Annotated in this window: 19 protein-coding genes, 1 tRNA gene and 1 pseudogene; 1 reads left to right on the top strand and 20 read right to left on the bottom strand. The window is 59.7% G+C overall.

Translation table 11 applies throughout. The annotated features are described in order from the left end of the window. Positions 1-287 precede the first annotated feature (287 nt). The 16 genes and pseudogenes from K7A42_RS19200 to K7A42_RS19125 all read right to left on the bottom strand — a co-directional run bounded on the left by K7A42_RS19200 (position 288) and on the right by K7A42_RS19125 (position 15409). Positions 288-1781 carry an ABC transporter substrate-binding protein gene (locus tag K7A42_RS19200; protein ID WP_282455716.1) on the bottom strand — a complete coding sequence of 498 codons (1494 nt, stop codon included), beginning with the start codon at positions 1779-1781 and terminating at the stop codon, positions 288-290. Positions 1782-2011: 230 nt separating this feature from the next. Then, positions 2012-3022, bottom strand: a complete 1011-nt coding sequence (locus K7A42_RS19195) for an ABC transporter ATP-binding protein (protein ID WP_022555997.1) — start codon at positions 3020-3022, stop codon at positions 2012-2014. Positions 3023-3033: 11 nt separating this feature from the next. Then, a complete protein-coding gene (locus K7A42_RS19190) occupies positions 3034-4101 on the bottom strand; it encodes an ABC transporter ATP-binding protein (protein ID WP_004441208.1) in 1068 nt (355 codons plus the stop codon). Between the two features lie 139 nt (positions 4102-4240). Then, positions 4241-5140: an ABC transporter permease gene (locus tag K7A42_RS19185; protein WP_051634363.1), complete on the bottom strand. Its 900-nt coding sequence runs from the start codon at positions 5138-5140 to the stop codon at positions 4241-4243. Beyond that, positions 5130-6074 (bottom strand): ABC transporter permease, encoded by a 945-nt coding sequence (locus tag K7A42_RS19180; protein WP_004441204.1) that lies wholly within the window; start codon positions 6072-6074, stop codon positions 5130-5132. Before K7A42_RS19180 ends, K7A42_RS19185 begins: the two co-directional genes overlap by 11 nt. A gap of 67 nt (positions 6075-6141) precedes the next feature. Next, positions 6142-6630, bottom strand: coding sequence for a Cu(I)-responsive transcriptional regulator (gene cueR / locus K7A42_RS19175; protein ID WP_006697945.1), 489 nt, complete (start codon positions 6628-6630; stop codon positions 6142-6144). A 47-nt stretch (positions 6631-6677) separates the two neighbouring features. Further along, positions 6678-6977: pseudogene (locus K7A42_RS19170) on the bottom strand (2Fe-2S iron-sulfur cluster-binding protein); the annotation flags it as partial. A gap of 11 nt (positions 6978-6988) precedes the next feature. Further along, a complete protein-coding gene (locus tag K7A42_RS19165; RefSeq protein WP_282455715.1) occupies positions 6989-9493 on the bottom strand; it encodes a heavy metal translocating P-type ATPase in 2505 nt (834 codons plus the stop codon). Between the two features lie 239 nt (positions 9494-9732). Then, positions 9733-9818: transfer RNA gene (locus K7A42_RS19160), tRNA-Leu, on the bottom strand. Positions 9819-9954: 136 nt separating this feature from the next. After that, positions 9955-10683, bottom strand: a complete 729-nt coding sequence (locus tag K7A42_RS19155) for a nuclease (RefSeq protein ID WP_282455714.1) — start codon at positions 10681-10683, stop codon at positions 9955-9957. Between the two features lie 84 nt (positions 10684-10767). After that, positions 10768-11301: a MerR family transcriptional regulator gene (locus K7A42_RS19150; protein ID WP_004441196.1), complete on the bottom strand. Its 534-nt coding sequence runs from the start codon at positions 11299-11301 to the stop codon at positions 10768-10770. Between the two features lie 276 nt (positions 11302-11577). After that, positions 11578-11916, bottom strand: coding sequence for an integration host factor subunit alpha (locus tag K7A42_RS19145; RefSeq protein WP_006697942.1), 339 nt, complete (start codon positions 11914-11916; stop codon positions 11578-11580). A 243-nt stretch (positions 11917-12159) separates the two neighbouring features. After that, entirely contained in the window at positions 12160-13131 is a 972-nt protein-coding gene (locus K7A42_RS19140) for a beta-ketoacyl-ACP synthase III (RefSeq protein WP_006697941.1), read from the bottom strand. Positions 13132-13135: 4 nt separating this feature from the next. Continuing rightward, the gene (gene plsX, locus K7A42_RS19135; protein ID WP_004441191.1) at positions 13136-14197 is read right to left on the bottom strand and encodes a phosphate acyltransferase PlsX; all 1062 of its coding nucleotides are present in this window, start codon (positions 14195-14197) and stop codon (positions 13136-13138) included. A gap of 101 nt (positions 14198-14298) precedes the next feature. After that, positions 14299-14862 (bottom strand): YceD family protein, encoded by a 564-nt coding sequence (locus tag K7A42_RS19130; protein WP_107339782.1) that lies wholly within the window; start codon positions 14860-14862, stop codon positions 14299-14301. Between the two features lie 7 nt (positions 14863-14869). Beyond that, complete coding sequence (locus K7A42_RS19125; protein WP_282455713.1) at positions 14870-15409, bottom strand: ubiquinol-cytochrome C chaperone family protein; 540 nt, start codon at positions 15407-15409, stop codon at positions 14870-14872. A gap of 271 nt (positions 15410-15680) precedes the next feature. Here K7A42_RS19125 and K7A42_RS19120 point away from each other — a divergent pair, with 271 nt between their 5' ends. Further along, positions 15681-16211 (top strand): outer membrane protein assembly factor BamE, encoded by a 531-nt coding sequence (locus K7A42_RS19120; protein ID WP_004441184.1) that lies wholly within the window; start codon positions 15681-15683, stop codon positions 16209-16211. 75 nt (positions 16212-16286) lie between these two features. On the opposite strand, the gene K7A42_RS19115 is transcribed toward K7A42_RS19120, so the two are convergent. The 4 genes from K7A42_RS19115 to ribH all read right to left on the bottom strand — a co-directional run bounded on the left by K7A42_RS19115 (position 16287) and on the right by ribH (position 20834). Beyond that, the gene (locus K7A42_RS19115; protein WP_112555048.1) at positions 16287-18425 is read right to left on the bottom strand and encodes a sodium-translocating pyrophosphatase; all 2139 of its coding nucleotides are present in this window, start codon (positions 18423-18425) and stop codon (positions 16287-16289) included. A gap of 208 nt (positions 18426-18633) precedes the next feature. Beyond that, on the bottom strand, positions 18634-19863 hold the full coding sequence (locus K7A42_RS19110; RefSeq protein WP_282455712.1) for an MFS transporter: 1230 nt from the start codon (positions 19861-19863) through the stop codon (positions 18634-18636). A gap of 22 nt (positions 19864-19885) precedes the next feature. Next, positions 19886-20383 (bottom strand): transcription antitermination factor NusB, encoded by a 498-nt coding sequence (gene nusB, locus K7A42_RS19105; protein ID WP_004441180.1) that lies wholly within the window; start codon positions 20381-20383, stop codon positions 19886-19888. Positions 20384-20387: 4 nt separating this feature from the next. After that, positions 20388-20834 (bottom strand): 6,7-dimethyl-8-ribityllumazine synthase, encoded by a 447-nt coding sequence (gene ribH, locus K7A42_RS19100; RefSeq protein ID WP_004441178.1) that lies wholly within the window; start codon positions 20832-20834, stop codon positions 20388-20390. Between the last annotated feature and the right edge of the window lie 44 nt (positions 20835-20878).

Raw genomic sequence — 20878 nt, 5'->3', positions numbered from 1 at the left:
CTCTCCTCCCGGACGGCAAACGCCCTCTCCCTTTCAATCAAGGGTGACGGAGGAGGTTTCCCCAGCTTAATGAATCGAATCCGCCCTCCTCCGTCGTTCCGGCCCTGAACCGGAATCCAGCTGACGCGCGTCTGCACGGCGGGAAGACTCCTTTCAGTCCAAGGACCTGGACTGGCTGGATTCCGGCACAGGGCCGCAATGACGGCGAAGAGGTTCAGGGGCCTTCTTATAAAAGAGACCCGGCTCTTGCGAACCGGGCCACACCTCGTCAGCAATGTCACGTCGGCTTATTTCACCGCCAGATCCTTGGTCATGATGAAATAGTTGATCGGATGCGGCTTGAAGTTCTCGACCTTGTCCGAATAGGCGTCGAAAGCCGTCTCGTGGATGAGGTAGACGGTGACCGCTTCATCGTAAACCCTCTTCGCCGCCTCGGCATAGATGGCGTAACGCTTGGCCGGCTCGGCCACCGCATAGGCCGATTTGATCAGCTTGTCCGTCTCTTCGCTGCAATAATGCGAGATGTTGTAACCACCTGTGCAGGTGTAGTCGGCGTTCAGGAAACCGATCGGCTCTGCAACGTCAGTGGCGTAACCGCGCGACAGAAGAACCATGTCGAAGTTGCCGGACAGGAGATCGGGCTCGATCGCTGTGTAATCGGCAACGCGAACATCGACCTTGATGTCGATTTCCTGCAATTGGGCCTGGATAACGGCGGCAACATCCTTGAGTTCGGTTCTTTCCGTGTAGGCGAGAAGCGTCAACTTCAGGCTGCCGGGAGCAACTCCGGCCTCTTTCAGCAGAGCCTTTGCCTTCTCCAGGTCATAAGCGGGTGTGGCGTCTTGCGGCGCCCACGGCTCACCCGGTGCGAAGGGCATCGTTGCGGGCTTCACCACGCCTTCATAGATGCTGTCCGCAATACCGGCGGTATCGATGGCAGCCCGGATCGCCTGCCGAACCTTGATATCCTTGAAAGGCGCCTTTGAATTATTGAGCAGCATTTCGGTGATCCGCGGCACGGTGATCGGCGCAACCTTGACGCCCTTGGCCGCTTCAACGGTCTTCACTGTCCAAGGCGGGATCATGCGCGAAATCTGCACTTCACCGCTTCTTATCTGGGTGGCGCGCGTATCGGCGTCCGGAATAAAGTTCACGCGGCCGCCCGAAAGCTTCGGCATACCGGCCCAATAGTCATGGTTTGCGGTCAGCTCCATGTACTGGTTGGCATCGACCTTGGTAATCTTGAAGGGTCCGGTGCAGGTTCCGATCGGATCGACCTTGCCATCCTTATAGGCTGAAGGCGCGAGGATCGACGTTGCCGGACTTCCCATTTGCGCCGGCAGCAGCACCGATGGCTCGATGGTCGTGATCTTCACGATATCGTCACCATCGGCATCAACAGCGGCGATCAGCTTGGGCGAGAAGGCGCGCGCCGGAACAGGCGCTTTCAGAAGATTGGTGAGTGCATTGACCGCGGCTGCGGCATTGAGCGGCTCACCATTCTGGAATTTCACACCCTTGCGCAGCTTGAATTCCCAGACCTTCGGCGCGGTCTGTGTCCAGGATTCGGCTAGGCCAGGCTCCAGTGTCGCGTCATAACCGACACGAACCAGACTTTCGAAACATCCCGCCCGCGAGCCGAGATAGGCATCGTCGGAAGCCATCTGCCAGCCGGTCTTGACGCCGGTATAATCGTCATAGGTGATCGTTCCGGCTGTCGCCGCATGTGCCCCGAATGAGACAACAACGGCGCACGTCGCCAAAAGTGCGTGCTTCATCATAGAAGATTCCCCTTTTATTTTTGATGACAACGCTCACATCTCTTACATTTTCTCGAAAATTCGCTTATTCCATAAAATTACAACAATAATACCCTATGGATATCTTTCGATTATCCATTCGAATATCATCTATTTTACGTTTTATACTCGGAATTTTATTCCGATATTAAGCTTCAAACACACAATTCATCTGTTTTTACAGCATCAGAGAACTGTAGCTGCGTCGTCCTTCAACCCAGTTCCTGCCAGCGGTGGCAACGCGCGAAATGCTCGCCGGAAACGCCTTCCAGAACGGGTTCTACCTCTCCGCATATTGCGGTCGCGTATTTGCAGCGCGTGTGGAATTTGCATCCGTCGGGGGGATTGAGAGGGCTCGGCAGATCACCGTCCAGGAGCATTTCCGGTGCATATAACCCCGTCTCGTCCAGCATCGACGATGCAATGAGGGCCTTGGTGTAGGGATGCTTCGGCGCCCGGAAAAGCTCTTCACGGTCGGCGATTTCAACGACGCGCCCGAGATACATTACCGCTATGCGATCGCACAGATAACGCACCACACGCAGGTCATGAGAAATCATCAGAACCGTCAAACCGTGGCGACGCTTCATGTCCATCAGGAGGTTCAGTATCTGCGTGCGCATGGAGGCGTCGAGCGCCGATGTCGGCTCATCGCAAACGAGGAAACTCGGATTGAGAAGAAGTGCGCGCCCTATGACGACGCGCTGCAATTGCCCGCCGGAACACTGGCTGGGATAACGATCGTAAAATGAGGCATCAAGGCCGACCTCCTCCAGCATCCGGAAAACCCGCGTCGCGCGTTCCTCGCGAGAGCCGATGCCGTGCTGGGCAAGCGGTGCTTCCATGCTTTGCCCGATGCGCATACGGGGATCGAGTGCCGAATAGGGATCCTGGAACACCAGTTGCACGACCCGACGCATCCGCCGAAGCTCTTCGCCCTGGATTTGCAGTATATTATGATTACCGATGCTGACCTCGCCTTTCGTCGCGTTCGTCAGCCGCGTTATCAATCCGGCGACGGTGCTTTTGCCGCAGCCGGATTCGCCGACGAGGCCCAGAACCTCGCCTTCGCCGATCGTCAGCGACACGTCGTCAACGGATTTCACCACCCGGTGACCAAAGCCCGATATGGGGTAATATTTGCAAAGATTTTTGGCAATCACATAGGGTCGGCTGTCGCTGCCGGCCGATGGCGTGGCCTGTTTCATCGTTGGCGATAACATCGTCACCTCCTTCAGCACATTGCGTGGCCAGCATGATCATGGTTGACCTGCTCGTCACCGACTGCCCAGCACCGGGCCTTGCGTCCTTCCGGCAGGGCATTCAGATTCGGTTCGGCTGCCATGCAGCGGCTGCCCATGCCGGCGGATTTGGCGAGCGCGCAGCGCGGGTGAAACCGGCAGCCGCAGGACATGTCGTGGGCCTGCGAACTGGAGCCGGGGATTGTCAGCAACTGCCCCTCGCCGTCAGTGGTCAGAAGCGAGCAGCTGATGAGCGCCTTGGTATAGGGATGCTGCGGCGCCTTGAGGATCGCCTGGGTGGGCCCTTCCTCCACGATGCGGCCGGCATACATGACCGCGATCCGGTCCGCGAATGCGGCGACAACCGAAAGATCATGGGTGATGAGCAGCGTGGCCAGCCGGCGCTTGCGGCGCTCGTCATCAAGCAGGCGCAATATCTGTGCCTGAACGGTGACATCGAGCGCTGTCGTCGGCTCGTCGGCGATCAGCAGTTGCGGATTGCCCGAGAGTGCCGCGGCGATCATGACACGTTGCGCCATGCCGCCGGAAAGTTCGTGCGCGAAGCATTGCGCCCGTGCAGACGGGTCGGGAATGCCGACATCGGACAGAAGGCCGACGACCCGGTTGAGAGCGGCGTGCCGGCTCATCTTGCGATGGACCCATAGCGGTTCGGCAACCTGCGTCCTCACCCGGCTGGTGGGATCCAGCATGGCCTGTGGCTGCTGAAACAGCATACCGATATCTGCGCCGCGCAACGCGTCGAGTTCGGCGGATGACAGGGCGAGAATATCACGCCCGGCAAAGGAAATTCGGCCGGAGTCGATTTCCGCACCCTGTGGCAGGAGCCGCATCAGCGATAGCGCCGTCATGCTCTTGCCGGATCCGGACTCGCCGACGAGAGCGACAACTTCCCCGGCATTGACGGAAAGCGTCAGCCCGGAGATGACGAATTTCCGGCCATGTTGCGCCGGCACCGAAACGTGCAGGTCCTCAATTTCCAGAAGCGGTGCGCATTCGGAAGACATGGCCGTGCTGGCATGCGTGTGTCCTTCGATATTCATAAGAGTTCCCCTTATTTTTATTGAATCGGAGGCATTTACGGATTTTCATGCGGCTTCAGACGATATTACTCTCCTTCATTGTCCGTGGCGTCATCTATGTTTGACGGCAGTCAAATCGACCATTGCCCCTTCGCGGGCGTCAATGACCGCTCGTTTTCTTGGTTTCAAGGTTGAGGCCATGGCCGATCCAGGTCACGCTGAGCGCCGCCAGGAAAATCGCCAGACCCGGTGCGATAACCAGAACGGGCATGCGTTCGGCGTAGGCCTGCGCATCGGACAGCATCAGCGCCCAGTCGGCGGCCGGCGGTTGTACGCCGAGCCCCAGAAATGACAGTCCGCCCACCGTGATCAGCTTGTGGCCGAACCGCAGGAACGCGACAGCGGCAATGGGCCAGATCGTGTTGGGAATAATATGCCGGAAGATGATGAAGCTCCGCGTACATCCAAGCACCTCTGCCGCGCGGATATATTCACGGGAATTGATCGAAAGCGTCAGTCCCCGTGCCAGCCGTGCGAAAGGCGTCCAGCCAACGATGGTCAGCGAGGCGATCAGTGTGCCGTATCCGGGCCCGAAGATGGCGACGAGGAAAATCGCGATCACGACATCTGGTATGGCTATGAGCAGGTCCACGATGCGCATCAAAATCTGATCGACTATGCCGCGGCTGCGGCCGCTGACGATGCCGATCAAGGCTCCTATCACGACCGAGAGAATGACGGTGATCGCGGCGATGGTAACCGTGAAACGGCCGCCTATGAGCAGACGGCTGAGCACATCACGCCCCAGATGGTCCGTTCCGAGCCAATGGGCGGCGCTCGGCGCGTTCAGCCGCAGGCGAAGGTTCTGCTGCGCCGGATTATAAGGCGAAATCCACGGCGCAATGATGAGCAGCAGGATGATGGCGAGAAAGATCGCCGATCCCGCATAGAAGGTCCAGTGCCGCCGGCGAATGAAATCCATGAACCGGTTGAGTGTCGAGGGGCGTCTGGGCGCGGTCATCGTCATGGCGGCAGCCTGTGGAAAGTGACTAATGGTCATGGCGACCTCGCATTGCCGGATTGATCAGGACATAGAAGCTGTCGGCCAGGGTATTGATCAGGATGGAAAGCGCGACGATGCAGATGAAGCCGCCCTGCAGCATCGGGATGTCGCGGTTGACCACCGCATCGTAGAGAAGCCGACCCATTCCGGGGATGGCGAAGATCACCTCCACCACCACCGATCCGCCCAGCAGGCCCGCAAGCCACAGGGCAAAAAACGTGACTACCGGAAGCGAGCCGTTGCGGATGCCGTGCCGCATGACCGTGCCATGCATGCCCAGCCCGCGGCTGCGCGCCGCCGTGATATAAGGGGCGCGTAAAACTTCGGCCATCGCCGCGCGCGTCACCTGCGTGAAATAGGCGAGCGGTCGCAGGGTCAGCGTCAGCGCAGGAAGGACCAGCGAACGCCAGCTGTCCCATCCCGCGGAGGGCAGCCAGCCAAGATAGAGGGCAAAGACGAGCGCAGACATGGGCGCGAACCAGTATTCGGGCGTGGCGACGAAGGTCTGGATCATCAACGTCGCGAAATTGTCCAGCCTTCCGCCGGGACGCATTGCGGCAAGCGTGCCGAGCGGCAGGGCAACGGCCACCGCTATTGCCAGCGCCGTCAGCGCCAGTGTCACCGACACGCCGAGGGAACGCAAAAGCTCACCGGCGACGGGTTGGCTGCTGGTGAAGGAGAAGCCAAGGTCACCGCGTAACGCGTTCGACAGCCAGGCGAAATATTGCACGTAGAGCGGACGGTCGAGCCCGAGGCTGGTTCTCAGCGCTTCAACGGCGTGTGGATCAAGCGCCGTATCACGCATGCGCGAAAACAGGATGGTACGGGCCGGATCGCCACCGGCCATATAGGGCAAAAGAAACGCGATGACGGAGACGATCGCCAACATCAGGCAAAGGATAAGGAAGCGCTGTAATATCTGTATCCACATGGCTGGTCTCCTTCACCGCATTGGCATTTTTACCGCAATCGACGACGTCCACGATTGGAACGGCCGCTCATTTCGCAAGGCGCTGTAGTTCCGCTACCGGGCCGGACGTGCCCTTCAACATGCCCGACCGTTTCGGCACCACCGCCGCCGGGACGAAATCGGGATCTTCCGATTGCGCCAGATCCTGAATGATCGGACACTCCGGCTCGCCATTATCGGGGCAGTAGGTCGCCAGATGGCGGAGCGTATCGGCCATGTCGCGAAGCGTTTGCATCTTGGCTTCGAGATCGACGACGTGTTCCATGACGATGCGTTTGACGTCGCAGGAGGCGCCCCCGGGATCACGCCACAAGGTCATGAGCTGCCTTATCTTTTCGATTGAAAAACCGAGGTCGCGGCCGCGCCTTATAAAGCGCAGTGTTTCCAGATCATTGGCCGTATAGACCCGGTAGCCGGAATCGGTGCGGCTCGCCGATTTGATCAGACCGATCGTCTCGTAATGTCTGATCATCTTTGCAGAAACGCCGGATGCGGTGGCGGCTGTGCCGATGTTCATGGATCCTGCTCCTATCTTTCCGGGGTGGACAACAGATCTGCATTACTGTCGGAGAGCCCGTCAGCGCCATTCAGCCAGCCGATCTCCACGTCGCTTAATGGTATGGCTCGGCATGCAAGCGTCAGGCCATCTGCTTTCTCTTCCTCAGTCAGCGAAAAAGGCGTGTGCTTGAGAAGGTCGACCTCACCGGAGATCAGCCTCGACTTGCAGGCCCCACAGCGGCCCATGCGACAGCCGTGCGGGTAAGCGATGCCTGCTGCCAGGGCGGCCTGAAGGACAGTCTCGCCCTCCGCCACCGCGATGCTGCGATCAATCTGCGGCAAGTGGATGGACCGGGGGAGCGCCATTGTGTCCCCTCCTATTCCGCTGCTGCGAGCTGCAAGCCCGCGGGTCTGTCCGTGAGCGGCGCACGGAAGCTTTTCAGGCGCAGCGCGTTCGTCAGGACGAAGACGCTGGAAAGTGCCATTGCGCCGGCAGCAAGGACGGGTGACAGCAACACGCCGTTGACAGGATACAATATTCCGGCCGCCACGGGAACGAGCGCGGCGTTGTAAGCGAAGGCCCAGAACAGGTTCTGGCCGATATTGCGGATCGTGGCCTTGGACAGGGCGATGGCATTGGCCACACCGCGCAGATCGCCCGACATCAGCACCACATCGGCGCTCTCAATCGCGACATCCGTGCCCGTTCCGATGGCGAGGCCGACATCGGCTGCCGCAAGCGCCGGTGCATCGTTGATGCCATCGCCTACGAAGGCGACCCGGCGCCCACCGGTGGCAAGCCTTTTGACGGCTTCCACCTTGCCGTCCGGCAGCACTTCCGCCACCACCTCGTCAATGCCGAGGCGACGGGCGATGGCCTCTGCGGTGCGGCGATTGTCACCCGTGATCATCGTGACCTTGAGGCCGAGCGCATGCAGCGCCGCGATCGCCTCCGGGGTCGTCTGCTTCACCGGATCGGCCACTGCGATAATCGCGGCCAGCCTGCCGTCGACTGCAGCATAAAGCGGCGACTGCCCTTCCCTGCCCAGCCGGTCTGCTTCATGCGCAAACATCGCAGTATCGTAACCGAGCTTCGCCATGAACCGGTCCGCGCCCGCTTCAACCCTGCGCCCTTCAACCACCGCCGCCACGCCAAAACCCGGCGTTGCCTCGAAACCTTCCGCATCGGCAAGCGCCAGGCCGCCATGTTTCGCGGCTTCGACGATCGCCTCCGCAATCGGGTGTTCGGATCGGCTTTCGAGGGATGCCACAAGGCGCAGCACCTCATCGGCACCGAAGCCCTCGGTCGTTGTAAAATGCACCAGTTTCGGCCTGCCGAGCGTCAACGTGCCGGTCTTGTCGACGGCGATCACCTCGGCATCACGGAGCGTCTGGAGCGCATCGCCGCGCCGGAACAGCACGCCCATCTCGGCGGCGCGGCCAGTGCCGACCATGATCGAGGTAGGCGTGGCAAGGCCCATGGCACAGGGACAGGCGATGATGAGAACCGCAACCGCATTGACGAGCGCGAAGGTCAGAGCCGGATCCGGCCCGAAGAAGAACCACACGAGGAAAGTGGCGGCTGCGGCCAGCATCACCGCCGGCACGAACCAGTTGGTGACCTTGTCGACCAGCGCCTGAATGGGCAGCTTGTCGGCCTGTGCTTCCTCGACCATGCGGATGATCTGGGCGATCAGCGTATCGGCGCCCACCTTGGTGGCGCGGAAGGTGAAAGAGCCGTTGCGGTTCACCGTACCGCCCACGACCTCGGAACCCGCCGTTTTCGTAACCGGCACGGGTTCGCCGGTTATCATCGATTCATCGACATAGGACGAGCCACTGAGGATCACGCCATCGACCGGCACTTTCTCGCCAGGACGGACAATGATCACATCACCGGCGTGCACATCCTGCAACGGCACATCCACGGTTTCGCCGTCGCGCAACACCCGCGCCGACTTGGCCTGCAACCCGAGCAATCGTTTTATCGCCTCGCTGGTGCGGCCTTTGGCGCGCGCTTCAAGGAACCGGCCAAGGAGGATGAGCGTGACGATGACAGCAGCGGCCTCGTAATAGACATTCGCCGTGCCGCGCGGCAATATTTCGGGCAGGAAGGTTGCCACAACCGAAAATCCCCAGGCGGCGGCGGTGCCCAACACGACAAGCGAATTCATATCCGGCGCAAGCCGCAGAAGTGCGGGTATGCCTTTTTTGAAGAAACGCAGACCCGGTCCAAAGAGTACCAGCGTCGTCAGAACGAATTGCAGATACCAGCTTTCCCGCATGCCGACCGTTTCCATCACGATGTCGTGGATCGCGGGGACAAGATGCGAGCCCATTTCCAGAACGAAGACTGGCAGGGTCAAAGCAGTGGCCACGGCCAGGTTGATTTTCAGGCTGCGCAACTCCACGGCGCGTCGGTCCTGTTCCACTTCGCCGGCCCTGTCGGCGACGATTTCCTTCGCCGTGTAACCCGCCCGTCTGATCGCCTCCCCCAAGGTGGCGGTAGAGGCGGCATTGCCGGCGACGCGGATGGTGGCGCGCTCGGTCGCCAGGTTGACGCTCGCTTCCGAAACACCGGAAACAGCCTTCAGGGCCTTTTCAACACGGCCCACACAGGAGGCGCATGTCATACCCTCAATATCAAGCTCTATGGTTTTTTCTTCGACGCCATAGCCGGCATTCCGCACCGCCGCGATCACGGCCGGCACGTCAGGTGATCCGGAAAAAGAGATGTCAGCGCGTTCCGTCGCAAGATTGACCGAAGCCTTGAGAACCCCGGGCACCCTGGCGATCGCCTTTTCAACGCGGCCGACGCAGGAGGCGCATGTCATGCCATCGATCGCAATCTGATGGCTCGCCCGGATCTCCATTTGTGACATGCGTATGACCCCTCTTTTCTCATTTAAAAAAAAGATAGGGCTTCCCATCGTGGCAAGGTCAATAGGTTCTTTCGGGTGATTTCAACGGAAAAATGCCGCCTGCGTGATCAAGCACACTTTTAAGGCAATCCTGCGGATCTCAGCGCCGCCCGTGCTGAAAACCTGGAAAATTCGGCATAAAATCCCTTCATACGCAGGGAAGCCGCAGGGAAGCAAAAAAGAAAATTTAATCGGGGGTATGGTGCGGACGGCGGGACTTGAACCCGCAAGACCAATGGTCGGCAGATTTTAAGTCTGCTGCGTCTACCGATTTCGCCACGTCCGCATTGCGGCGCCATCAACCGCTCGGGGTCAAGTCGCTGCAAATATGCTGTCATCGTTCAGGTGGCCGGCGCAAAGGCCGATCTTAAACACGACTGCGCCTCATCTACACAGTCCGGGCCGTTTCGGTCAACGGGGCCTCAGCCACACCAGGACTGATTTTTTCCCGAGAGCGGATGGGCCAGACCTTCGCGCACAAGCTGATCGGCGAAGGAGACACCTGAACGCGAAAGGCGTGTCCGTTCTGTAGCTTGCCCGCCCGCAGCACCGGTAGATGCGACATCGAAGGCGCCGGCGTTCAGCATTTCGCGAAGCCTGACTTTCGCAATGAAACCGCGCTGGCGTTCTTCCATGCAGCGCGCCCGGTCGATCTGCGGAACCTCGATGCCGGCGAGCTGCATTTTGACGCCCTTCATCCAGAAGGTGTTGCCATCGGCCACACAATTGTTGAGGCCGGAGCGGCCGCAAAAGGCAAAAGTTCCGCTTTTTTCGCCGAGTGAGACCTTCTCGACTGACGGGCGGGTTTCCGGCAGGATAGCTGCGACCTTGTTCTGAGAGGCCGTAGGCGGCATGGCGATGGGGCGTGGCGGAACCGGTGCGTTGCCGGGCAGGACGGGGGCAGCAGGGCGCATGGCCGCGACTTTCTCGGAGGTAACCGCCTCGCGCTTGGCCGCCGTCGTGACTTTAGGAGCGTTGGCTGCCGAAGACGTCGCCTTAGCAACAGCCCGCTGCGGCAAAAGACTATCGCGATGTTCGTAGGCCTGAATGCCGCCGGCAACCACACCCAGCATCAGCACCCAGGGCCAAACGCTACCGCCACTCGATTTCTTCACCGTGCGGCGTCGCGCTGTCGATTTTCGGTTGCTCACGGTCGGACTCCTTTTTACGGAGCCGCATTATCGGCCAAAGGGGTTTCTGAAAGGTTGGCGTCCCGAAACAGCTGTGGAAAAGGTTTAGCGAACCTGATCCAGCAGGCGCTTGCATTCGAGCAGATCAAACAGGGCCTCCTGCAAAAGCGCCTGGTCATCCTTGCCAATGCCGGACTTGCCCACCGATATTTCAGCGTCGCTGCCGCCACCGCCAAAACCGAAAAACCGGCCGCTTGGCTTCGCCTTCGGACGGCCGACGACCTCATCGCCATCGGTATCGATAACCCGCGGCTCGTTGACTTCCTTTTCGCCGCTCGCCGCCATGATGGCTTCCATGGTCGCGAGATCACCGGAGGCAATGGCAGCCACGAAGCGGTTGCCATTGGCTTTCAGCAGCTTCTGCACGCCCTTGATAGTGTAGCCATGGTCATAAAGAAGATGACGTATGCCTTTCAGCAGGTCGATGTCATCAGGGCGGTAATAACGGCGGCCCCCGCCCCGTTTCATCGGCTTGATCTGCGGAAAGCGCGTTTCCCAGAAACGCAGCACATGCTGCGGCAGGTTCAGCTCATCCGCCACTTCACTGATCGTCCGAAACGCGTCGGGGCTTTTATCCAAATTTCCACTCCCATCCGAACCGGAGCGCCATGCATCCGGCCGGACACTGAACGAGAACGCTTTTCACCCGCCGGCCCGCATATCACGCAAGGTCAGGTCCGACCTTCGCGCCGACACCGGTTGCGGCAGGATACAAATCACTAAAATTGATTATGATGTGAGTCGACCGGATTTCAACGGCTTGCGCGTTGAAATTCAAGCATGTTCACAGGAAGAATGGGAAAAAGGGCTTACGGAGGCGCAAAACCGCGCCATGGCGCCGCTTCGCGCGCAGGCTTACGTACCGGACTTCTGGCCCTTCTGCTTGGCTTTACGAGCGGTATGCGCTTTCAGAATGCGCTGCTTCAACACATTCGAAGCCTTGAAGGTCATGACGCGACGTGGGGAAATCGGAACTTCCTCCCCCGTCTTCGGGTTGCGGCCAATGCGCTCGTTCTTTTCCCTGATCTGAAACGTCGCGAAAGAGGAGAGCTTGACGACTTCGCCGCGGGTGATCGCATTGCATATTTCGTCGATAATCGTTTCGACCAGCTCGGCGGATTCGGTGCGGGACAGCCCGACTTTACGAAACACAGATTCTGCAAGATCTGCGCGTGTCACTGTCTTCCCGGCCATTTTTCCCCACAAACCGTGTCTGAATTCTTCTCTAGGAGACGCCAAGATTATTTCCCTTGTGGCGGCCGGTCAAGGGACTGTTCCAGATTCATTTGCGGCTTTCGGCAATCGCTGCAAGGGCTTAGAGCAACTGATACGGTTTTGACACAGGCCGAGCCGTCAAGGCGCGTCTTATCGGGGCGTGAGCGCGAAAATCACAGCGGATTTCGCTTCACCGCCCCGGCAAACGCTGAAATCGCGCCTTTACCAGCGCAGCAACACCGCACCCCAGGTGAAACCGCCGCCCATGGCCTCCAGCATGACAAGATCGCCCTTCTTGATGCGGCCATCACCTGCGGCAACGGCAAGCGCCAGCGGAATGGAGGCCGCGGAGGTATTGCCATGCTGATCGACGGTAATGACGACCTTTTCCGGGTCGATGTTGAGCTTTTTCGCCGATCCGTCGATGATGCGCTTGTTTGCCTGATGCGGAACGAGCCAGTCCAGATCGTCTGCCGTGGTGCCCGTGGCTTCGAATGCCTGTTCAATCACGTCGGTGATCATGCCGACGGCGTGTTTGAACACTTCACGGCCTTCCATGCGCAGATGACCGACCGTGCCCGTCGTTGAGGGCCCGCCATCGACATAGAGCTTTTCCTTGTGCGAACCGTCGGAACGCAGCTGCGCCGTCAGGATACCGCGATCGGCAGAGGTACCCTCGCCTTCCCCAGCTTCCAGAACAAGCGCGCCGGCGCCATCGCCGAAGAGAACGCAGGTGGTGCGGTCCTTCCAGTCAAGAATGCGCGAAAAGGTCTCGGAGCCGATTACAAGAACGCGCTTGGCCATGCCGCCTCGAATATAGAGGTCGGCGGTAGAGACGGCATAGACAAAGCCCGAGCAGACAGCCTGCATGTCGAAGGCGAAGCCGTGGGTCATGCCGAGGCGGTTCTGGATGTTCACTGCCGTCGCGGGGAAGGTGTTATCCGGCGTCGAGGTGGCGAGGATGATGAGATCGATATCGTCGGGCGTCAGACCGGCATTGTCGAGAGCCGCACGCGCCGCCGCTTCGCCGAGAGACGCGGTGGTTTCACCTTCGCCGGCGATGTAGCGCTGCTTGATGCCGGTTCGCTGCACGATCCATTCGTCTGACGTCTCCACGACGCCTTCGATTTCGCTGTTGGTCATCACACGCTTCGGCAGCGCTGCCCCGAAACCACGAACTATAGAGCGGATCATTCCGTTATTCCTCGTCAGCCACGAGTGCTTCGGGCGCCGGGGGCGGAAGCCGTCTTGCGTGGTAAATCTTGAGATCGTTTTCTATTTTGGCCGTCAGGCCGTTATGAACCATGTCGTAGCCGACATCGACGGCGGAAGCAAAACCGATGGCATCCGTACCGCCATGGCTCTTGATGACAATGCCGTTCAGGCCGAGAAACACGCCGCCATTGACCTTGCGCGGATCCATCTTTTCACGCAGCACGTCGAAGGCGCTCTTTGCGAGAACATAACCGATCTTGGCGAAGAAGCTGCGGGAGATCGCCTCACGCAGCAACGTGCTGATCTGGCGGGCGGTGCCTTCGGCCGCCTTCAGCGCGATATTGCCGGTGAAACCTTCGGTCACCACGACATCAACCGTGCCCTTGCCGATATCGTCACCTTCGACGAAACCGCGATAATCGATGGTGCCGAGATCTGCCTCGCGGATCAGCCGTCCGGCCTCGCGAACCTCTTCCTGACCCTTCACCTCCTCGACGCCAACATTGAGCAGGCCGACCGTCGGACGGTCGATATCGAAGAGCGCGCGCGCCATGGCGCCGCCCATGAGGGCGAAATCCAGAAGCTGCTGTGAGTCGGCGCCGATCGTCGCGCCTATGTCGAGCACGATGCTTTCGCCCTTCAGTGTCGGCCAGATACCGGCGATTGCCGGGCGCTCCACCCGCGCCATGGTGCGCAGGCAGAATTTCGCCATGGCCATCAGCGCACCGGTATTGCCGGCGGAAACGGCGACGTCAGCCTCGCCGAGTTTCACGGCCTCGATGGCGCGCCACATGCTGGAGACGTAGCGGCCGCGGCGCAGCGCCTGGCTGGGCTTCTCGTCCATGCTGACAGAGACTTCACAATCGTGAAAGACCGACTTTTCCCGAAGTGCGGGATATTGTGCCAGAATGGGGTCGCATTTGCTCTTCTGCCCGTAGAGCAGAAAAGTTACATCGTTGTGCCGTTCGAGCGCCTTGGCGGCACCCGGGATGGCAACATCTGGGCCGAAATCGCCGCCCATGACGTCAATTGCAATTCTGATCACTCGTCCCTTATCCTTACTTGCCGCCAATCAAGCGGATTTTGCGCGAAAATACCTTTTCCGGCCTTCGTTACAATAAAATTATTTCAGCCCGGCTGGGCCATTCAGTCTTTTTTCCAATCTTTCAGCACGGCAAAGGGCGATGGCCGCTTCTCTTCTTCAGGTTCTTTTTCGGCCGTTTCGGGGAACGCCGCATCCGGTTTGCGCGGATAGGGATCGATGGCAAGGGCGGCAAATTCGGCAACGACAGCGCCGACATCGATGCTGTCGCCGGTGAACTGATCGGGAATGTCGGGACCATCGGGATCGAGCACGATTTCGCCTTCTTCGTTCGTGACCATCCGCGCCAGTTTCGAACCTTCCGGCACGAAAATCTGCTCGACAGTCTCGTCGATCTTGCTCGACACCGGCTCCAGCGTCACGACGCAGGACTGGGTCACGGCCGCATGCACCTCGCCTTTTATCTTCACGCCATCCTTCTTCCAGCGGGATACCTGCAGCTCTGCCTTCAGATATTCGACGGAAACCACGTCCCAGAATTTCGCCAGCGCCTTGAGCTCCTCGGCATCGGCTTCGAGACCAATCCTGACGGGATTGGCGGAAATATGGCCTACCTTCACGGGATAGGAGAAAGGCAGGTCGTCATTTGCGGCGTGTCGCGCGTTCATGTGAACCTCATCGTCCAGGCAAGGGCAGCGTCAGGCTTCCGGTTGCGATTGTTTCTTCGGAACAGGCGGCAAGGACGGAAGAAGTCTCCATCATCCAGCCCGCCAGCCCATCCAGCGCCGGCGCGTTCTCGTCTGCCTGCGGATATATATTGCGCCGGAGTGCCGCGGCAAGGGCCGCAAGGTCGGACGTATCCAGCGCCGCCGCGTAGGATTCGAGACGGCCATAAAACATGCCGGCGAATTTCTTCATACGTTTTGGCACGCCCTGATCGCCAATGCCAAGCTCACGGATGGAGTGATCAAGGTCCTGAAAGAAGGCGTCGACAATCTCCTGGGCAATCTCCTGCCCGCTGACACCGGAGGATTTGGTACGGCGGAAATAGAGAATCATCATGACCGACAGCATCTCGAAACGGCCCATTACAGTGTCGGGGACCCCGAGGTTGAGATAAAATTCGGGTGTGCGGGCTGCTGCCGTCAAGGTCGCATATTGCCTGTCAACTATGGCGCGATTGTTGTTTTTCTTCTTGAACAGCCCGAATATCATCGTTTTTTTTCCGAACGGGACGGGTGAATGCGCTTACCGCCCATCGCACTTGTTGCATGATCGTCAAAGCTGGTTTACCGAAGCATCCACGAATTGCAATGCTGTCGCGGTCACGTTCGTCTTTGCGCTGAAACAGTCGAAGAGAACCGGAGGAGTTCCAAAAGGCCGGGAAAGCATTGAATTTGGGGGGTGATCGGGATTTTCCGTCCCCGGATTGACACAATCATGTGCACAGACACTGTGCACCACGCAATGCCGGAAGGTGCCATTCATGATCGCAGTCGGGGAAAAGCAGTTGAGCAAGCAGAAATCCGCAAGTCACGGCAAAATTCTGAGCAAGACCGCCATCGCAATCGTGCTCGCATCCAGCCTGCTTTCCGCCTGCACCAGCACGACAGATGTATTCCATAACGGCTATGTCATGGACGAGCAGTCGCTCCAGCTGATCCCGGAAGGCTCGAGCCGTGAGCAGGTTCTCCTGACCATGGGCACGCCCTCCACGACCGCGACCTTCGGCAATGAAGTGTTCTATTACATCTCGCAGAAGCGTGTGCGCCGTGCGGCCTTCATGAAGCCGTCGCTGGTCGAACAGAACATTCTCGCCATTTATTTCAACAAGGACGGCGTCATCGAGCGCAAGGCCAACTACACGCTGCAGGACGGCAAGGTCTTCGACACGATTTCGCGCACCACGCCGACAGGCGGCAAGGACCTCACCTTCCTGCAGCAGCTGCTTTCCGGCGGCACCTCGGGCGCCAATATCGCCAAGAGCATTCTCGGCCAGGGTGGAAATACGCCCTGACCTCAGCAGGAACGGAAAATTCAAAGGCCCGGGGATCGCTCCCCGGGCCTTTTCAATTTGTCGAAACGGTAGCCTTCAGTGGGCGAGAACCGCCAGCAGCAGCAGCGCCACGATATTGGTAATCTTGATGGCCGGGTTGACCGCCGGACCCGCGGTATCCTTATAGGGATCGCCTACGGTATCACCCGTCACCGATGCCTTGTGCGCCTCCGAACCCTTGACGTGGCGTACGCCATCCTTGTCGACGAAACCGTCTTCGAAGCTCTTCTTGGCGTTATCCCACGCACCACCACCAGACGTCATGGAAATCGCCACGAAGAGGCCGTTGATGATGACACCGAGCAGTGATGCGCCGAGTGCGGCAAAGGCCGAGGCCTTGGAACCGGAAATCAGCAGCACACCGAAATAGACCACGAGAGGCGCCAGAACCGGCAGAAGCGACGGGATGACCATTTCCCTGATCGCCGCCCTGGTGAGCAGGTCCACGGCCTTGCCGTAGTCAGGCTTTTCCGTGCCGGCCATGATGCCGGGTTTTTCGCGGAACTGGCGACGGACTTCCTCAACGATGGCGCCTGCCGCCTTGCCCACCGCCGTCATGGCAATGCCGCCAAAGAGATAAGGAATGAGGCCGCCGAACAGCAGGCCGGCAACCACGTAAGGGTTGGCGAGGCTGAAGGAAATCTCGCCTATATCCTTGAAGTAGGGATAGGTGTCGCCGTTGGCTGCGAAATAGGAAAGGTCGTTGGCATAGGCGGCAAACAGAACCAGCGCGCCGAGACCGGCTGAGCCGATGGCATAACCCTTGGTCACGGCTTTCGTGGTATTGCCGACGGCGTCCAGCGCGTCTGTCGCCTTGCGAACGTCTGGATCAAGACCAGCCATTTCAGCAATGCCGCCGGCATTGTCCGTGACCGGGCCGAAAGCGTCGAGCGCGACGATCATGCCGGCGAGACCAAGCATGGCGGTAACGGCAATACCGGTGCCGAACAGGCCACCGAGCTGGTAGGTGCCGATGATGCCTCCGACGATGACGATGGCCGGCAACGCGGTCGATTCGAGCGAAACGGCAAGCCCCTGGATGACGTTGGTGCCGTGGCCCGTCACCGAGGCCTGGGCGATGGAATTGACCGGGCGCTTGTTGGTGCCGGTATAATATTCGGTAATGACAACGATCAGCGCCGTCACGACGAGACCGACAAGGCCGCACAGGAAAAGATTGGTGCCGGTGATTTCCGTGCCGGCCACCGTGCCCACCGTCCCCCAGCCGATCGTCGCATAAGTGGCGACGGCAAGACCCGCGACGGAAAAGATACCGGTGGCGATCAGGCCCTTGTAGAGCGCGCCCATGATGGAATTGTTGGTGCCGAGCTTCACGAAGAAGGTGCCGGCAATCGAGGTCAGGATGCAGGCGCCGCAGATCGCCAGCGGATAGACCATTGCGCTTTCGAGTATCGGCGTTCCCGCAAAGAAGATCGCGGCGAGGACCATGGTCGCCACCACCGAAACGGCATAGGTCTCGAAAAGATCGGCCGCCATGCCGGCGCAGTCACCGACGTTGTCGCCGACATTGTCGGCGATGGTTGCGGGGTTGCGCGGGTCATCCTCAGGAATGCCCGCCTCGACCTTGCCGACGAGATCGCCGCCGACATCGGCGCCCTTTGTGAAGATGCCGCCGCCGAGACGCGCGAAGATGGAGATCAGCGACGCGCCGAATCCGAGGGACACCAGCGCATCGATCACTTCCCGCGAGCCGGGCGCATGGCCCATCACCGAGGTGAGGATGAAATAATAGATGGATACGCCGAGCAGCGCGAGGCCCGCCACCAGCATGCCGGTAATGGCGCCTGATTTGAACGCGATGTCGAGTCCGGCGGACAGGCTGTGCGACGCGGCCTGCGCCGTACGCAGATTGGCCCTGACGGACACATGCATGCCGACGAAACCGGCAACACCTGAAAGGACAGCGCCGATGATGAAACCGATCGCGGCCATGGATGACAGGAGATACCAGGCCAGAACGGCGACGATCAGGCCGACGATGGCGATGGTGAGATATTGGCGGGTGAGATAAGCTTGCGCACCTTCACGGATATAACCTGCTATTTCACGCATGCGCTCGTTGCCCTGATCGGCATCGAGGACGCTCTTGGTTGCCCATACCGCGTAAACCACGGACAGGACACCGCATAAAATGACGATGGGTATTACGGTCATGCGCACTTACCTCCCAAAAGGCCGGGCCTCACTCCCACCCCGGCGTGGCGAAACCATGTGCAGCGGGACGCGGACGGCCTGTCCGAAGTCCCCTATTGGGCATTTGTTCCCCTCCCAAGGAAAAATGTCCTCGACGGGAGATTGCGTTGGCGCGACGTCTCGCGTCAAGCCCACAAATTTGCCTGAAACTTGAAAGGCGTAGCGCCGGCTATGCGACTGAGGCCGCTTTTCTGCGTGCCGTGAAGATGAGCGACAGCACCAGCAGGAGGCAAAGCCCTGAAACGGGCCAGATGACGAGGTTCATGACCGACCAGCCCCATGCCGTGAAGACCTTGCCGGAGGAGAAGGATGACAGGGCAACCGTGCCGAACAGCACGATATCGTGAAATCCCTGCACCTTGTCCGCTTCATGCGGGCGGTAACTTGACGTGATGATGGCGGTCGCACCGATGAAACCGAAATTCCAGCCAAGCCCGAGCAGAATCAGCGCCGTCCAGAAATTCCACAATTCGATGCCCATGTGGGCGACGATGGCACAGGCCATCAGCACGATGAGGCCGGAAGCGACAATCTTTTCCGCGCCGAACCGGGAAATCAGCATCCCGGTGAAGAAACTCGGGCCGAACATGGCAAGGACGTGCCACTGGATGCCGAGCGTGGCGAGTTCGGTCGGGAAACCGCAGCCGACCACCATGGCGAGCGGTGCGCCGGTCATCATGAAGGTCATCAGCGCATAAGAGCCGATGCCGCAGATCATGCCGGTGACGAAACGCTGCGTGCGGACGATTTCAGAAAGCGGCCTTGCCGATTCGACATGGGCGGCGGCCTTGGGATCGGGCAACTTCAAAAACGCCAGAATGGCGATCGAAACGAGCCCCAATGGCACGAGCGCCATGAAAGCGCCGGCAAAGGTGACCGGCGCCAGCAGGTCCTTGCCGAAGATGGCGAGCTGCGGTCCGACAATGGCGGAGATGATACCGCCCGCAAGTATCCAGGAGATAGCCTTGGGTTTGTAGAAGGACGGCGACGCGTCGGCTGCGGCAAATCGGATCTTCTGCGTAAAGCCGCCGGAAATGCCGATCAGCAGCAGGCCGACGGCAAAAAGCCAGAAATCCGACCGGAAGAGCGCGACCGCAGCAACTCCGCCGCCGATCGAGCACATTAGTGCGCCGACCATGAAGCCAGCCTTGCGGCCAAGGAAACGGGATGCGGCCGCCACGCAGATCGCGCCAAGCGCCACACCGATATTAAACCCGGTAAGCGGTGCGGTCGCCAGCGACTTGTCGGCGCCAAGCAGTTGGTACCCTGCGAGCGCGCCGACGGAAAAGCTCATGGGCGCGGCCGATCCCATGATCGCCTGCGCCAGGGTGAGGAGGAAGACGTTGCGCTTCGCCTCGTCCAGTTGACCTTCAAGTCCGGGGACGGAAACGGCGCTCATCTCTTCCTCATCTGCTTTTAGTTCAGCGTTTTGCCTCGCCGCGCACCTGCTTGGCAATGCGGTCAAGAACCGCATTCACCAGCTTCGGCTCGTCATGCTCGAAGAAAGCGCGGGCGATTTCAACATATTCCGTGACAATGACGGCGACCGGCACGTCCTTGCGCTCGAGAATCTCGAAAGTTCCTGCACGCAGGATAGCGCGGACGGTGGCATCGAGTCGCGACAGCGGCCAGTCTTCGAGAAGGGCGGAGCGCACCAGCGGGTCGATCTTCGTCTGGTCACGCACGACGCCCGAGACGATCGAACGGAACCACGACGGGTCGGCCTTGAGATAGGTATCGCCATCGACTTCCTGGCCGAGACGATGCGCTTCATATTCAGCGACGACTTCCATAACGCCGGTTCCGCCGACATCCATCTGATAAAGCGCCTGCACGGCCGCAAGGCGGGCTGCGCCGCGCTGATTGGCGGGCTTTACCGAAGGCTGGCGCGGTTCACCGCCATTTTCCACATTAGACATGCGTTCAGCCACCCAGTTTTTTCTTCAACTCGATCATCGTGAGCGCCGCACGGGCAGCGAAACCACCCTTGTCCTTGTCGGAGCGGCGCACGCGCGCCCAGGCCTGCTCGTCGTTCTCGACGGTGAGGATGCCGTTGCCGATCGGCAGCGATTCACTGACGGCCAGATCCATCAGGGCGCGGGAAGATTCGTTGGCGACGATATCGAAGTGATAGGTCTCACCACGAATGACCATGCCGAGTGCGACAAAACCGTCATATTCGGTGCCGTCATTGTCGGCGCCATCAAGCGCCATGGCGATGGCGGCCGGGATTTCGAGCGCGCCGGGAACGGTGATGACGTCATAGGTGGCGCCAGCTTCATCGAGCGCGAACTTCGCGCCTTCGAGAAGAGCGTCGGCCATATCATCGTAAAAACGTGCTTCCACGATAAGAAGATGGGGTTTGGACATGTGAGGGTTCCTGGGGATTTTCCCGAAAAGCTTGACGCCGGATC

Origin of the sequence: Agrobacterium sp. InxBP2, assembly GCF_026191755.1 — a bacterium.
GTDB classification, from domain to species: domain Bacteria; phylum Pseudomonadota; class Alphaproteobacteria; order Rhizobiales; family Rhizobiaceae; genus Agrobacterium; species Agrobacterium pusense.
The sequence above is the reverse complement of the archived record's forward strand: the minus strand, read 5'-3'. Positions and strand labels throughout refer to the sequence as shown.